A 14,935-nucleotide genomic window follows, 5' to 3' on the forward strand; every position below is an offset into this window, starting at 1 on the left:
TATTCGATGATTTCTTTCGTCGGATACGGGGTCTTTCTCGTGCGTCGGTCGCCTGATGCGTCATCGCCGGGCGGCACAACTCAGCAAGGTTCGAGGGCATAGATTGGCAGCTATGAGTGATCGTGATCGTCCGCGCCGCGACGGGCGCGGCCAGCGGGACACACGTGGACAGCGGGATGGCGGTCGAGGTGGCCGGAATGATCGTCCGGGGCGTGACCGCGGATCTGATCGCGGCAGCCGGCAGCCCGGGCCACCGCTACCCGAGGACATCGCGGCGTCGGATCTCGATCCCGAGGTGCGCCGTGATCTGCTGACGCTCGACAAGGCCAACGCCGAGATCGTCGCGCGGCACCTGGTCATGGTGTCGCGCATCCTGCTCGAAGATCCCGTCCAGGCGCTGGAACATGCACGTGCGGCTCGCGCTCGCGCTTCCCGGGTCGGCGTCGTGCGCGAGACCGTCGGCATCGCTGCCTACAACGCGGGCGAGTGGCAGGAGTCGGCGACCGAACTCCGCGCAGCCAAGCGCATCACCGGCAACCCGGCCCTGTTGCCGCTCATCGCCGACTGCGAACGCGGACTCGGGCGCCCCGAACGTGCCGTCGAGATCGCGCGCGGTGACGAGGGACGGTCACTGACCGGCGACGATGCCACCGAGATGCGGATCGTCGAAGCCGGTGCCCGCATGGACCTCGGTGAACCGGAGAAAGCGGTCGTCACGCTGCAGGCCGAGAACCTCAAGCCCGGGCAGCTCGGTACCGGACCGGCCCGTCTCTTCTATGCCTATGCGTCTGCCCTGGAAGCTGCCGGTCGTCGCGACGACGCGATCACCTGGTTCATGAACGCGGCGGCCGCCGACGTCGACGACGTCACCGATGCCGAGTTCCGGCTGACCGAGCTGGCCAACGACGACCAGCCGACCGAGAGTGTGGGAGTGAACGGCGCTGCGCCAGGCGAGCTCGACAGCCCGCTGTCGGTGCCGGCTGTCGAGCGGGACATCGACTCCGATGCGGACCCGATCCCGCCCGCCTCGGCGCCTGCGCCCGATGTCACTCCCGCAATCGATTCACCTGCTGCGTCCGGTGCCATCGAGAACGACACCATCGAGAAGGACTCCATCGAGGCCGTTCCGGGTACGGCCGACCTGTCACAGACCTCGAATTCGGTGGCGGTGTCAGCCGTTGCCGAGGAAGAGGGAGATGCCGGCGATGACGTGATCGCCGAGTCGACCATCGTGGAAGGGGTGCCCAATCCCCTCGCCACCCTGGACGAGTCGTCGGGAACCGAGTCCGTGGCCGAAACCACCACCGCCTCGCCGTCCGACTCCGTGACCCTCGTCGATCGTCACGACGCACTACTCCTCGACCTGGACGGCACGGTGTTCGCCGGGCATCACGCGCTGCCGAATGCGCTCGATGCCCTCGCCCGGCTGAACATCCCGCGGTTCTTCGTGACCAACAACGCGAGCCGGCGGCCGTCCGAGGTGGCCGCGCACCTGCGTGAGCTGGGGTTCGAGGCGACCGACGACCTCGTCGTCACGAGTGCACAGTCGGGCGCGCGGCTGCTGTCCGAACATCTCGAGCCGGGCTCGCGTGCACTGGTGATCGGTACCGACGGACTCGCGCAGGAAGTCCGCGAGGTCGGTGTCGGGGTGACGCGTAGTGCCGACGACCGACCGGCCGCGGTGATCCAGGGACACTCGCCGGACACCGGTTGGGCGCAACTGTCGGAGGCGGCGCTCGCGATCCGGGCCGGCGCGCTGTGGATCGCGACGAACATCGACGCCACCCTGCCGTCCGAACGGGGCCTGCTCGTGGGGAACGGTTCGATGGTCGCCGCGCTGCGCAACGCGACGGGCAAGGAGCCCATGGTGGCCGGCAAGCCCGCCGCACCGTTGATGGCCGACGCGATCGCGCGTGCTCGGGCGAGTGCGCCGCTCGTGGTCGGGGACCGGCTGGACACCGACATCGAGGGCGGCCATGCCGTCGGTATCGAGAGTGCCCTGGTCCTGACCGGTGTGAGCACGGTCGACGATCTGCTGTCGGCGCCCCCGGAGCAGCGGCCCACCTACGTTCTCGACGACCTCGCCGGCCTGTTCGTCGACATCGACGCCGTGCGGGTGTCCGACCAGCCCGGTTGGGACATCACCGTCGACGGTTCGACCGTGCGGGTCGCCGGTTCCGGCGCGGAGGCGGGACTGGTGCCCGCGCTCGCCGCCGCCGCCTGGGCCGCGGTCGATGCGGGGTCCGCGGATCCGGACGACTTGCGGGTGATCGCGGAGGGAGCCGCGAGGACCAAGCTCGAGTCCCTCGGTGTCACAGTCGTCGGCTAGCGTGGTCCACGATGACTCACCCGACCGCCTCCCCGGCTGACCCAGGACCGTCCCGGCCCACGCCGGGAGCGATGCCGCGTCGGCAGTTCGACCCCGTCGCCGACGCATTCGCCACCGCCGATGGGGTCGGGGAGCTGCCCGACGTGGAGGCCGAGGTCACCGAGATGCTCGCACAGGTCGACGAGATCCGTGAATCGGCGGGTGACGCCTTCTCGCTGGCGGCGCTCGAACGTCAGGCGGCGCTTCTCGAGCAGGCCCATGACTCGCTTACCGCGGCCCTCGACGCCGTGGACCGACGATGAGACCGGCCTCGGTGCGGACGCCGGAGTCGTCCACGAGGGAGCGGTTCTGACCATGGTCGCCAGAGCACGACTCGATGCCGAACTCGTCCGCCGAGGTCTCGCCCGATCGCGCGAACAGGCGCGTGAGCTCGTCGATGCCGGGTCGGTCCGGGTCAACGGGACCGTCGCGTCGAAGGCGGCCACCGGGGTCACCCGGGACACCCCGATCGTCGTCGACGAGGGTCCGCGAGACGACTGGGCGTCACGAGGCGCGCACAAGCTCCTCGGTGCGCTCGAGGCGTTCGAGCCGGCTGGCCTGACGGTGGAGGGGCGTCGGTGCCTCGACGCCGGCGCATCGACCGGGGGATTCACCGATGTGCTGCTGCGCCGCGGGGCCCGCGAGGTGGTCGCCGCGGACGTCGGATACGGACAACTGATCTGGCGGTTGCAGAACGACGATCGCGTCGAGATTCACGACCGGACCAACGTCCGGCACCTCGAGCCCGGGTCCATCGGCGGCCCGGTCGACGTCGTGGTCGCCGACCTGTCGTTCATCTCGTTGGGCCTGGTGCTGCCCGCGCTGGCCCGTTGCTGCGCGCCGGGCGCCGACCTGCTGCCGATGGTCAAACCGCAGTTCGAGGTCGGCAAGGACCGGGTGGGGTCGGGCGGCGTGGTCCGCGATCCCGCGCTGCGCGCCGAGGCGGTACTCGGGGTGGCGACCGAGGCCGCCGCGCACGGACTGCGGACGCGCGGTGTGGTGGCGAGCCCGCTGCCGGGGCCGTCCGGGAACGTCGAGTACTTCCTGTGGTTGCACAACGAGCACGTCGACCGGACGGGCGAGGAGTCGGGGTGGGGCGATAGGGTCGACCGGGCGGACTCGACCGACGCGGATCGCCTCGCCGGGTCCACGGACGAACTCCGGGCCATGATCGAACAGGCGGTCGCCGCGGGTCCGCGCTGACCGTCGGGTCCGCGTGTCCGTACCGACACCGCCCTTGTCCCAGACCGCACTTCGATGGAGGGGATCACCAGTGACCGACGATTCGGCACCGGACCACACCGGTGCCCGTGAGTTCTTGGTGGTCGCCCACACCGGACGCGAGAACGTGCTCGAGACCATCGAGGCGATCGCGCGCCACTGCGCGGCCGCCGACGTCGCGCTGCGCGTGGTCGACCACGACACCCTCGACCGCGACGCCCCCGATCACGATGTGCTGTACCGGAACAACGAGGGCGAGTCGCCCCGTCCCCGCAACGTACCGGTCGACCCTGAATACCTGCGTTCGCTCGGCGCGGTCGTCGAGGTCACGACGGCCGAGTCCGCGACGGCAGAGGGCTGCGAACTCGTCATCGTCCTGGGCGGTGACGGCACCTTCCTCCGGGCCGCCGAGCTGGCCTATCCCGCCGAGGTTCCGGTCCTGGGTATCAATCTCGGACACATCGGCTTCCTCGCCGAGGCCGAGGCGCATCGCGTCGACGAGGTCATGACCCAGCTGATCGCCCGGGACTACCGCATCGAACCGCGGATGACCCTCGACATCGCCATCGTGGACCCGGCCGACCCGGACCCGCCGACCGCGTGCAGCTGGGCGCTCAACGAGGTCGCGGTCTTGAACACGAGCAACAACGGTGTCCTCGAGCTCGTGACCGAGGTCGACGGCCGGCCGGTCTCGGCCTTCGGCGCCGACGGAGTGCTGGTGTCGACACCGACCGGATCGACGGCCTACGCGTTCTCCGCCGGCGGGCCGGTGATGTGGCCCGACCTCGAGGCCATCCTGGTCGTGCCGAACAACGCCCACGCCCTGTTCGCCCGGCCGATGGTGACGAGTCCGCGATCGCGGATCGCGGTGGAGGTGGACAAGAACGGGCGGTCCGCGCTGGCGCTGTGCGACGGCCGACGCGCACTCGACGTGCCCGCGGGAGCCCGGGTCGAGGTGGTGCGCAGCGAACGGTCGGTGCGTTGGATCCGGATCGATTCCGATCCCTTCGCCGACCGACTGGTCACCAAGTTCGCCCTCCCGGTCACGGGATGGCGAGGGAGGCAGGCATAGTCGTGCTCGAAGAGATCTCGATCACCGGTCTCGGTGTCATCGAGGAGGCGCAGGCGCGCTTCCATCCGGGATTCACGGTGCTCACCGGCGAGACCGGAGCGGGCAAGACGATGATCGTCACCAGCCTGCACCTGCTGTCCGGTGCCCGCGCCGACGCGACGCGCGTCCGGACCGGCAGCCCCAAGGCAGTTGTCGAGGGCCGGTTCCGGCTCGCGAACAACGGCGGAGCGCACCGGGATCCGGTCGTCGCCGACATCCTGGACTCCACCGGGGCCGAACTCGACGACGACGACACCGTCATCGCGGTCCGGTCGGTCAGCGCCGACGGACGATCCCGCGCCCATCTGGGCGGCCGGTCCGTCCCGGTGGGCGTCATGGGCCAACTCACCACGGCGGTCCTGGCCATCCACGGCCAGAACGACCAGTTGCGGCTCCTCCGCCCCGAACACCAGCGCGCGGCACTCGACACGTTCGCCGGCCCGAAGGCGGCGGCGGCGCTGGACTCATACCGGAAGGCACGATCGGCCTGGGTCGAGGTCCTCGACGAACTCGACGCCCGCCGCGCCAACTACCGGGAACTCGCGCAGGAAGCCGACCGGCTGCGGTTCGGCATCGACGAGATCGCCGCCGTCGATCCGGTGCCCGGCGAGGACGAGGAGCTGACCGCGACGATCCGTCGGCTCTCCGACCTGGAGTCCATCCGTGGTGCCGCCGACCAGGCGCACGCCATCGTCGCCGGGGATTCGGGATCGTCGGTCATCGAAGGACTCGGAACAGTGCGCACGCTGCTGGAGACCGCGGCCGACGACACGCTGCGTGATCTCGTCCCGCGCGTCGCCGAGGCGCTCACCGTCATCACCGATGTCGGCGCCGAACTGACCGCCTTCACGTCGGGCCTACCCGCCGACGCCGAGGAGCTCGACAAGTTGCTCGCCCGTCAGGCCGAGCTGAAGACGCTCGTCCGCAAGTACGCGCCGGATGTCGACGGAGTGATCGACTGGCGCCACAAGGCCGAGGCCCGGCTCGCGGAGATCGAGGACCCACGGGCCTCCATCGAGGAGCTCGAGGTCGCCGCGACGGCGGCCCGGGACAAGGTGCAGGCCGCGGCGGACAAGTTGCACACGCTGCGGTCGAAGGCCGCGAAGTCGATGGCCGACAAGGTGTCTCGCGAGCTCAAGGGACTGGCGATGGGGGACTCGGCGCTGGCGGTCGCGGTCAACCCGGACGCGGCGACGCCCGACGACCGGCTGACCGTCACCGTCGCGGGCACCGCCGCGCACGCCGGCGCCGACGGCGCGGACAAGGTCGAATTCGCACTTCTCGCCCATCCCGGCGCCACGCCGCTGCCCATCGCGAAGTCGGCGTCGGGCGGCGAACTCTCGCGGGTCATGCTCGCCCTCGAAGTCGTCCTCGCCGCACCCACCTCGGGATCGGTGATGGTCTTCGACGAGGTCGACGCCGGGGTCGGTGGTCGCGCGGCCGTGGAGATCGGGAAGCGGTTGTCGAGGCTGGCCCGAGCACACCAGGTGATCGTGGTGACCCACCTCCCTCAGGTCGCGGCGTTCGCCGACAACCACCTGGTCATCGGCAAGAGCAAGAAGGGGGCGCTCGTCACCAGCAGTGTGCGCACGCTCGATCGGAGCGAGCGAGTGGCGGAGTTGGCCCGCATGCTCGCGGGCCTGGGGGAGTCCGACACCGGGCGCGCCCACGCCGAGGAATTGCTGGCCACCGCGGAGGCGGAGCGCGCCGCCGACTGAGCACCGCGGACGGTGAAACACATGGTACGTGTGTGACAAAAGTTGCTGTTGTTACGGCGCGCCTCCCCGGCTGAGGCGTGCCTTCGGCCGATCATGGCCGTCATGAAGATGCCTGCACTGCTCGCGCGTAACACCGAAGAACTGCCTGGCGTGACCGGTATCGCCAGAATCGACAAGAACACGAAACGGCTGCTCAACCGCGTCGGGCCGGGCGACATCGCCATCCTCGACGAGGTCGACCTCGACCGGGTGACCGCCGACGCGCTCGTCGAGGCCAACGTCGTGGCCGTGGTCAACGCCTCGCGGTCGATCACCGGCCGCTACCCCAACCTCGGACCCGAGGTCCTGGTGGCCTCCGGCATCGTGCTGCTCGACGATGTGGGTCCGGAGATCTTCAAGCGGGTCAAGGACGGTGCCAAGGTGCGGGTCCACAACGACCGGCTCCTCGTCGGCGAACGGCGACTCGCCCTCGGTACCGAACTCGAGGAGCGCGACATCGCCGACATCATGATCGGTGCCAAGGCGGGCCTCGTCGACCATCTCGAGGCGTTCTCGGGCAACACGATCGAGTTCATCCGCAGCGAGTCGCCGCTGCTGATCGACGGGGTCGGTGTGCCGGAGATCGACGTCGACGTCGCAGGCCGTCACGTCGTCATCGTCGGCGAAGGTGCCGACCGTGCTGCCGACCTCCGCTCGCTGAAGCCGTTCATCAAGGAGTACCAGCCCGTCATGGTGGGCGTCGGGGCCGGTGCGGACACGCTGATGAAGGCCGGGTACAAGCCGTCGATCATCGTCGGCGATCCCGAGACCATGAAGACTCCGACGCTGAAATCCGGTGCACAGCTGGTGCTTCCGGCCGACACCGACGGACACGCGACCGGGCTCGAACGCATACAGGACCTCGGCATCGGGGCCACCACTTTCCCGGCCGCCGGGTCGGCCGGCGACCTCGCGTTGCTGCTCACCGACTACCACGGCGCCGACCTGATCGTCACCGTCGGCTACCCGGGATCGCTCGACGACTTCTTCGACCGGTCACGCCGGGAGAGCAATCCGTCGATGTTCCTGACCCGACTGAAGGTGGGCCAGAAGCTCGTCGACGCGAAGGCGGTCGCCACGCTCTACCGCAGCCGGGTGTCCGGTGCCGCGATCGCGTGTGTCGTGCTCGCGGCACTCGTCGCCGTCATCGCCGCCGTGCTGCTGTCGAACGCGGGCACCGACATCACCGACTGGATCGTCGTGCAGTGGAATGCGCTGCTCGACTGGGCTCGAGAGGTCTGGAACCGGTAGCCGATGATCTCGCTACGACAGCATGCGATCTCGCTGGTCGCGGTCTTCCTCGCGCTCGCCCTGGGATTGTTCCTGGGGTCGGGATTCGTCGGGGACCGCGTCAACTCGATGACCGGCACGAGCCGTGACCGCATCGGCGACCTGGAGAGCGAGCGCGACGATCTCAACGCAAAGCTCAACGCCTCCAACAGCTTCGACCTCGCCATCACGCCCCGGCTGATCGCGAACAAGCTCAAGGGGCAGTCCGTGCTGGTGGTCACCGCACCGAACGCGGCGGATGCCGATGTCGATGCGGTCAAGGAATCGATCTCGGGTGCCGGTGCCCGCTTCGGAGGACAGATCGGTTTGACCGACGCACTGCTCGCCGACGGCAAGTCCGAGGAGCTGCGGACGATCGTCGATCAGACCATTCCGCCGGGCACGATGCTGCGCGCGGAGCTGACCGATTCCGGGGGCCGGGTCGGGGACCTGCTCGGGGCCCTCGTGCTGTCGAACGAGACGGCACGGCCGGCGTCGTCCGGGGACCGTCGGACCGGTCTGGCGACACTGCGCGACGGTGGGTTCATCGACTACGCCGACAACGCGATCACCCCGACCGATCTGGTGGTGGTGGTGACCGGTGACGAGTTCGGTCCGGACTCCGGTGCGCAGGGCACGCTGGTCGGCCGCCTGGCCGCCACGCTGTCGGCACGCGGGGTCGGCGGGGTACTGGTCGGACGCACCGGTTCCGCGGCGGGCGGGTCGCCGATCGCCATCGTCCGCTCGGATCCGTCGCTGGCCAACGCGGTCTCGACCGTCGACAACATCGACCAGCCGACGGGTCTCATCACGACGATCCTCGCCCTGGCCGCCGAGGCCGACGGGACGACCGGCTCCTACGGCACCGGCCCGGGCGCGACCGCGATCACCGTCGGTGCCGACGGACGACCGGCCGCCTGAGATCGAGTCCGCCACCGCACGCGAGCACCGCCACACCCGTCGACGGTGTGGCGGTGCGGCGTCGGGCGTCGGTGGTGTTACCCTGGAGTCCCGTAGGTAATCAGGGCATCGGCCCCGATTCGGCCGACGGGAGACATTTCTTTTGCGACCACTTCGCCATGTACACGACACCAAGCACATCTTTGTGACCGGTGGCGTCGCCTCTTCGCTGGGCAAGGGCCTGACGGCCTCCAGCCTGGGTCAGCTTCTCACCTCGCGGGGCCTCCGGGTCACCATGCAGAAGCTCGATCCGTATCTGAACGTCGATCCGGGCACCATGAATCCGTTCCAGCACGGCGAGGTGTTCGTGACCGAGGACGGCGCCGAGACCGATCTCGACGTCGGACATTACGAGCGTTTCCTCGACCGCAATCTCTCGCAGTCGGCGAATGTGACCACCGGACAGGTGTATTCGTCGGTCATCGCCAAGGAGCGCCGCGGCGAGTACCTCGGTGAAACCGTTCAGGTCATCCCGCACATCACCGACGAGCTCAAGTCGCGCGTGCTGGCCATGGCCGAACCCGACGCCGACGGTGAGGTGCCCGATGTGGTCATCACCGAGATCGGTGGCACGGTCGGCGACATCGAGTCGCTGCCGTTCATCGAGGCCGCGCGCCAGGTGCGCCACGACGTCGGCCGCGACAATGTCTTCTTCCTGCACGTCTCGCTCGTGCCCTACCTCGCGCCGTCGGGGGAACTCAAGACCAAGCCGACCCAGCACTCGGTCGCCGCGCTGCGCAACGTCGGCATCCAGCCCGACGCGCTGATCCTGCGCTGCGACCGCGATGTGCCCGAAGGGCTCAAGAAGAAGATCGCGCTCATGTGCGACGTCGAACTCGACGGCGTGATCTCGACCCCCGACGCCCCGTCGATCTACGACATCCCGAAGGTGCTCCACAGCGAGCACCTCGACGCCTACGTGGTCCGCAAGCTCGGTCTGCCGTTCCGCGACGTCGACTGGACGGTGTGGGGCGAGCTCCTCCGCCGTGTGCACGAGCCGCGCGAGACAGTGCGTGTCGCGCTGGTCGGCAAGTACGTCGATCTCCCCGACGCCTACCTGTCGGTGACCGAGGCCATCCGCGCCGGTGGCTTCGCCTGGAAGGCGCGCACCGAGATCAAGTGGGTGCCGTCGGATGAGTGCGCCACCCCGGCCGGCGCGCAGGCCGCCCTCGGCGACGTCGACGCGATCCTGATCCCCGGCGGCTTCGGCATCCGCGGCATCGAGGGCAAGGTCGGTGCCATCTCGTACGCACGGCGGCGCGGGATCCCGCTGCTGGGCTTGTGCCTCGGGCTGCAATGTGTGGTCATCGAGGCGGCGCGCTCGGTCGGCCTCGACGAGGCCAGCTCGACCGAGTTCGACCCGGAGACCCCGCACCCGGTGATCTCGACGATGGCCGATCAGGCCGACGCCGTGGCCGGCGACGCCGACCTGGGCGGCACCATGCGACTCGGTGCCTACGACGCCGTGCTGAAGGCCGGATCCGTCGTCGCCGAGGCCTACGGGACGCGGGAGGTGTCCGAACGTCACCGTCATCGCTTCGAGGTCAACAACGCCTACCGCGACAAGATCGCCGACTCCGGGCTCGTGTTCTCGGGTACCTCGCCCGATGGGCACCTCGTCGAATTCGTCGAGTACCCCAAGTCGGTGCACCCGTACCTGGTTGCCACGCAGGCACACCCGGAGCTCAAGAGTCGGCCGACCCGGCCGCATCCGTTGTTCCGGTCGTTCATCGAGGCGGCCCTGAAGTACAAGGCGGCCGAACGTCTTCCGGTCGACCTCGGCGACGACTACGAGTCGAACGACGCTCCCGCGGACGCGGTGGCCGCCGTCAACGCGGTCACGGTGGAACCGGTCGCCGGGCTGGGCGAGGCAGTCCTCGACGACCCTGCCGGCAGGGACTGACCGCGTTGGGCCACGACTTCGAGGTCAAGGACAGCCGCACCGTCTACGACGGCGCGATCATCACCCTCCGGGTCGACGACGTCGAGATGCCGGGCGGGCGCGTCGCCGAGCGCGAGGTCGTCGAACACTTCGGCGCCGTCGCGATCCTGGCGCGCGACGACGCCGGCCGGGTGGCGATGGTGCGGCAGTACCGTCACCCCATCGGCCGACGCCTGCTCGAGTTGCCCGCCGGGTTGCTCGACCAGGCCGACGAAGAACCCCTGGCCGCCGCCCAGCGCGAGCTGGCCGAAGAGGCCGACCTCGCCGCCGACTCGTGGCACGTCCTGGTCGACCTCGCGCTGTCACCCGGCTTCACCGACGAGGCGCTGCGGTTGTATCTCGCCGAGGGGCTGCACCATCTCGACGCGGCCGAACGCGTCGACGAAGAAGCCGACATGTCGATCGAGTGGGTGCCGCTCGACGACGCCGTCGCGAAGGTGTTGTCGGGGGAGATCGTCAACGCGACGAGCGTGGCCGGCATCCTGGCCGCGGCCGCAGCCGGCGGGTCGACGGCCGGCCTCCGCGGCGTCGACGCCCCGTGGCCGGACGAGCCGACCGCGTTACGGAATCGACGTGCCGACGATCGGGGCCGCCGGTCGTGACCCTGGCCGCCGACATCGCGCGCTACCTCGATCACCTGACGGTGGAGCGGGGTGCGGCGGCCAACACGGTGTCGTCCTACCGGCGCGATCTCGAGAGGTACCGCGGGTATCTCGACCGGCGGGGGATCCCGTCACTCGACGCCGTGACCGAAGAGGACATCCGCGAGTTCCTCGTCGAACTCCGTCGCGGTGACGCCGAGGCGGGCTTCGCCCCGCTCGCCGACAGTTCGATCGCGCGAACTCTCGTCGCCACCAGGCGTTTTCACAAGTTCGCGGTGGACGAGGGGATCGTGCCGACCGACGTCGCGCACGAGGTCCGGCCGCCGCGCGCGGCGCGGCGCCTGCCGAAATCCCTGCCGGTCGACGAGGTGCTCGCCATTCTCGATTCGGCCGGCGTCGAGGACCATCCGCGCGGGTTGCGGGACCGCGCGCTGCTGGAATTCCTCTACAGCTGCGGGGCGCGGATCTCCGAGGCCACCTCCCTCGATCTCGACGATCTCGATCTCGACGACATGCGCGCGGTTCGCCTCCGGGGCAAGGGCGGGAAAGAGCGTCTCGTGCCGCTCGGCGGGCCCGCCGTCCAGGCACTCGAGGCGTACCTCGTCCGCGGGCGACCCGCGCTGGTGTCACGGGCGACGCCCGCGGTGTTCCTGAACGCGCGCGGCGGGCGGCTCTCGCGGCAGAGCGCGTGGCAGGTGCTCGTCACCGCGGCCGAGCGCGCCGGCCTCGACAAGGCGGTCTCGCCGCACACCCTCCGGCACAGCTTCGCGACCCATCTGCTCGACGGCGGCGCCGACGTCCGCGTCGTCCAGGAACTGCTGGGCCATGCCTCGGTCACCACCACGCAGGTGTACACGCTCGTGACGGTCAACACGATGCGGGAGGTCTATGCCGTCGCCCATCCGAGGGCGCGTTGACCCCGCGGATCCCCCGGGCGCGCCGACGCCGGGATGACCGGGGAGATGTCCTAGGCTGATACGAGGCTCGGCCGTGGACGGACAGGACGACTGAACCACCGAGAAGCGGCATCGAACAGCGAAGGGAGCGGCGGACACGTGACCACTCCGAGCGCACCCCTGTCTGGCGCCCGTCCGGGAGGGTCTGGCGCCCGTCCGGGAGATCAGTACAGCATCCAGGTGTCGCCCGGAAACGACACCGAAGAGGCCGAGCACGATGCCGACGAGATCGGCCCCACCGGGCGGCCGTATCGCGACGTGCCCCAGCCCGCTCCGCTGGACCGTCACGGACCTGCCACGGTGATCGCGGTCTGCAATCAGAAGGGCGGCGTCGGCAAGACGACGTCGACCATCAATCTCGGTGCGGCGCTTGCCGAATACGGTCGTCGGGTCCTGCTCGTCGACCTCGACCCGCAGGGTGCGCTGTCCGCGGGACTCGGTGTGCCGCATCACGAGCTGGAACAGACCGTCTACAACCTGCTCGTGCCGCCGCAGGTGGCGACCGACGAGGTCCTGATGCGGACCCGCGTCGATGGTCTCGACCTGCTGCCCAGCAACATCGACCTGTCGGCCGCGGAGATTCAGCTGGTGACCGAGGTGGGTCGCGAGCAGTCGCTCGGCCGGGCACTGCATCCCGTGCTCGACCGCTACGACGTCGTCCTCATCGACTGCCAACCGTCGCTGGGTCTGCTCACCGTCAACGCGCTGGCCTGCGCCGACACCGTGCTCATCCCGATGGAGTGCGAGTACTTCAGCCTGCGCGGGCTGGCCCTGCTCACCGACACGATCAACAAGGTGCGCGACCGGCTCAACCCGCGCCTGGACCTCGGCGGCATCCTGGTGACGATGTTCGACGCCCGCACGCTGCATTCCCGTGAGGTGATGGCCCGCGTCGTCGAGGTGTTCGGTGACGCGGTCTACGACACCGTCATCGCCCGCACCGTCCGGTTCCCGGAGACCAGCGTCGCCGGGGAACCGATCACTTCGTGGGCGCCGCGGTCGGCCGGCGCGAAGGCGTACCGGGCGCTCGCACGCGAGGTGATCGCCCGCAACGTCACGCCCGCATGACGACCGGCGCCGACCAGGCAGTCACCGAACCCGCCGTCCCCGAACCCGCCCTATCCGAACCCGGCGCGTCCGATTCGGTTGTGCCCGAAGGTGCTTCGAGCTCGGCGGAAGCGTCGTCCGAGGTCGGTGTCGAGGAGTCCGGTTTCCGGGTCAAGCTGCGCAACTTCGAGGGTCCGTTCGACCTGTTGCTGAACCTGATCTCGCAGCACCGCCTCGATGTGACCGAGGTGGCGCTGCACGAGGTGACCGACGACTTCATCGCCTACACCCGCGAACTCGGCCCGGAGATGGGGCTCGACCAGACGACCGAATTCCTCGTCGTCGCGGCGACGCTGCTGGATCTCAAGGCGGCTCGCCTGCTGCCCTCCGGCGAGGTCGATGATCCGGAGGACCTCGCACTCCTCGAAGCCCGGGACCTGTTGTTCGCGCGGTTGCTGCAATACCGCGCCTACAAGCAGGTCGCCGCCCTGTTCGGCGAACTCGAGGCCGCCGCGCTGCAGCGCTACCCACGCGCGGTGTCGCTGGAGAAGCGCTTCGAGGATCTGCTGCCGGAGGTCACCCTCGGTGTCGACGCCGACGGCTTCGCGCAGGTCGCCGCGGCGGGGCTGACGCCGCGTCCGGTGCCCACCGTCGGCCTCGACCATCTGCATGACGTCCAGAAGGTGTCGGTTCCGGGCCAGGCACGTCGGATGGCATCTCTGCTCAGTGCCGTACCGGGCACATGGCTGACCTTCGGCGAGCTGACCGCGGACTGCGAGAACGTGCTGGAGATCGTCGGTAGCTTCCTCGGCCTGCTCGAGTTGTTCCGGGAGCAGGCCATCACCTTCGAACAACCCGAGGCACTCGGCGATCTCGCGGTGATGTGGACGGGGGAGCGCGGTGCCGACGACCTGCGCATCGACAAGGCAGAGGACTACGGATGACTGATCACGCTCCTGAGGTCGACCACCACGACCCGACCGGCGCAGCCGAGGGAGAGGACCCGGGACCGGCCGAACCCGTGCAGACCGCTCTGCACGGGGAAGGGGAGTACCTCGACGACGCGCGCCTCCGCTCCGCTCTGGAGGCGGTGCTGCTCGTCGTGGACACACCGGTCACCACCGAAGAACTCGCGAACGCCGTCGACCAGGATCGGACGCGGGTCCGGGAGACGCTGAACGCCATGTCGTCGGAGCTCACGGCGTCGGGCAGCGGCATCGATCTGCGCTTCGCCGGCGACGGCTGGCGTTACTACACCCGTGCGGAGTACGCCCCCTACGTGGAGCGGCTGCTGCTCGACGGCGCGCGGTCGAAGCTCACGCGGGCGGCGCTCGAGACGCTGGCGGTCATCGCCTACCGGCAACCGGTCACCCGGGCACGGGTGAGCGCCATCCGCGGCGTCAACGTCGACGGCGTGATCCGCACCCTCGTCGCTCGCGGACTGATCAACGAGGTCGGCAGCGAACCGACCACGAACGCGACGACCTATGCCACCACCGAACTCTTCCTGGAACGGCTCGGGCTGGCGTCACTGTCGGAACTGCCCGATCTGGCGCCCCTGCTGCCCGACGTCGACCTGATCGACGACCTCGACGAGGAGCTGCTGTCGGATCCCCGATTCGCCAAACTGTCCTCCCAACCGTCAGACTCGAATGAACTGATCATCGACGGTGGCACCACCACCGACTCACAGGACTGAGAG

Annotated in this window: 13 protein-coding genes; all 13 read left to right on the forward strand. The window is 69.5% G+C overall.

Features of this window, described 5'->3' with window-relative positions; genetic code table 11:
- Nucleotides 1-112: 112 nt before the first annotated feature.
- A complete protein-coding gene (locus Q9R39_RS13390) occupies nt 113-2,329 on the forward strand; it encodes an HAD-IIA family hydrolase (protein WP_311277622.1) in 2,217 nt (738 codons plus the stop codon).
- A gap of 11 nt (nt 2,330-2,340) precedes the next feature.
- Nucleotides 2,341-2,631 (forward strand): hypothetical protein, encoded by a 291-nt coding sequence (locus tag Q9R39_RS13395; RefSeq protein WP_311277623.1) that lies wholly within the window; start codon nt 2,341-2,343, stop codon nt 2,629-2,631.
- 52 nt (nt 2,632-2,683) lie between these two features.
- Nucleotides 2,684-3,571 (forward strand): TlyA family RNA methyltransferase, encoded by an 888-nt coding sequence (locus Q9R39_RS13400; RefSeq protein ID WP_311277662.1) that lies wholly within the window; start codon nt 2,684-2,686, stop codon nt 3,569-3,571.
- 70 nt (nt 3,572-3,641) lie between these two features.
- Nucleotides 3,642-4,661, forward strand: a complete 1,020-nt coding sequence (locus tag Q9R39_RS13405; protein ID WP_311277624.1) for an NAD kinase — start codon at nt 3,642-3,644, stop codon at nt 4,659-4,661.
- A gap of 2 nt (nt 4,662-4,663) precedes the next feature.
- Nucleotides 4,664-6,418 carry a DNA repair protein RecN gene (gene recN / locus Q9R39_RS13410; RefSeq protein ID WP_311277625.1) on the forward strand — a complete coding sequence of 585 codons (1,755 nt, stop codon included), beginning with the start codon at nt 4,664-4,666 and terminating at the stop codon, nt 6,416-6,418.
- Between the two features lie 102 nt (nt 6,419-6,520).
- Nucleotides 6,521-7,708: a putative cytokinetic ring protein SteA gene (gene steA, locus Q9R39_RS13415; RefSeq protein ID WP_058253215.1), complete on the forward strand. Its 1,188-nt coding sequence runs from the start codon at nt 6,521-6,523 to the stop codon at nt 7,706-7,708.
- Nucleotides 7,709-7,711: 3 nt separating this feature from the next.
- A complete protein-coding gene (locus tag Q9R39_RS13420; protein WP_205333699.1) occupies nt 7,712-8,647 on the forward strand; it encodes a copper transporter in 936 nt (311 codons plus the stop codon).
- Nucleotides 8,648-8,789: 142 nt separating this feature from the next.
- The gene (locus tag Q9R39_RS13425; protein ID WP_078113827.1) at nt 8,790-10,589 is read left to right on the forward strand and encodes a CTP synthase; all 1,800 of its coding nucleotides are present in this window, start codon (nt 8,790-8,792) and stop codon (nt 10,587-10,589) included.
- Between the two features lie 5 nt (nt 10,590-10,594).
- Nucleotides 10,595-11,230: an NUDIX hydrolase gene (locus Q9R39_RS13430; protein WP_058253154.1), complete on the forward strand. Its 636-nt coding sequence runs from the start codon at nt 10,595-10,597 to the stop codon at nt 11,228-11,230.
- Entirely contained in the window at nt 11,227-12,147 is a 921-nt protein-coding gene (xerD, locus tag Q9R39_RS13435; protein WP_058253155.1) for a site-specific tyrosine recombinase XerD, read from the forward strand. Before Q9R39_RS13430 ends, xerD begins: the two co-directional genes overlap by 4 nt.
- Nucleotides 12,148-12,285: 138 nt before the next feature.
- On the forward strand, nt 12,286-13,254 hold the full coding sequence (locus Q9R39_RS13440) for a ParA family protein (RefSeq protein WP_374100831.1): 969 nt from the start codon (nt 12,286-12,288) through the stop codon (nt 13,252-13,254).
- On the forward strand, nt 13,251-14,177 hold the full coding sequence (locus tag Q9R39_RS13445) for a segregation/condensation protein A (RefSeq protein WP_311277626.1): 927 nt from the start codon (nt 13,251-13,253) through the stop codon (nt 14,175-14,177). The genes Q9R39_RS13440 and Q9R39_RS13445 overlap by 4 nt, the downstream gene beginning before the upstream one ends.
- A complete protein-coding gene (gene scpB / locus Q9R39_RS13450; protein ID WP_311277627.1) occupies nt 14,174-14,932 on the forward strand; it encodes an SMC-Scp complex subunit ScpB in 759 nt (252 codons plus the stop codon). The genes Q9R39_RS13445 and scpB overlap by 4 nt, the downstream gene beginning before the upstream one ends.
- The last annotated feature ends 3 nt before the right edge of the window (nt 14,933-14,935 follow it).

This window comes from Gordonia sp. AC31, assembly GCF_031844505.1.
Taxonomy (GTDB): Bacteria; Actinomycetota; Actinomycetes; order Mycobacteriales; family Mycobacteriaceae; genus Gordonia; species Gordonia hongkongensis.

Bases quoted from the DNA above. Each gene is read 5' to 3' on its own strand.
- Q9R39_RS13390 (WP_311277622.1), top strand. From the start codon at position 113: ATGAGTGATCGTGATCGTCCGCGCCGCGACGGGCGCGGCCAGCGGGAC.
- Q9R39_RS13395 (WP_311277623.1), top strand. From the start codon at position 2,341: ATGACTCACCCGACCGCCTCCCCGGCTGACCCAGGACCGTCCCGGCCC.
- Q9R39_RS13400 (WP_311277662.1), top strand. From the start codon at position 2,684: ATGGTCGCCAGAGCACGACTCGATGCCGAACTCGTCCGCCGAGGTCTC.
- steA (WP_058253215.1), top strand. From the start codon at position 6,521: ATGAAGATGCCTGCACTGCTCGCGCGTAACACCGAAGAACTGCCTGGC.
- Q9R39_RS13420 (WP_205333699.1), top strand. From the start codon at position 7,712: ATGATCTCGCTACGACAGCATGCGATCTCGCTGGTCGCGGTCTTCCTC.
- Q9R39_RS13445 (WP_311277626.1), top strand. From the start codon at position 13,251: ATGACGACCGGCGCCGACCAGGCAGTCACCGAACCCGCCGTCCCCGAA.
- scpB (WP_311277627.1), top strand. From the start codon at position 14,174: ATGACTGATCACGCTCCTGAGGTCGACCACCACGACCCGACCGGCGCA.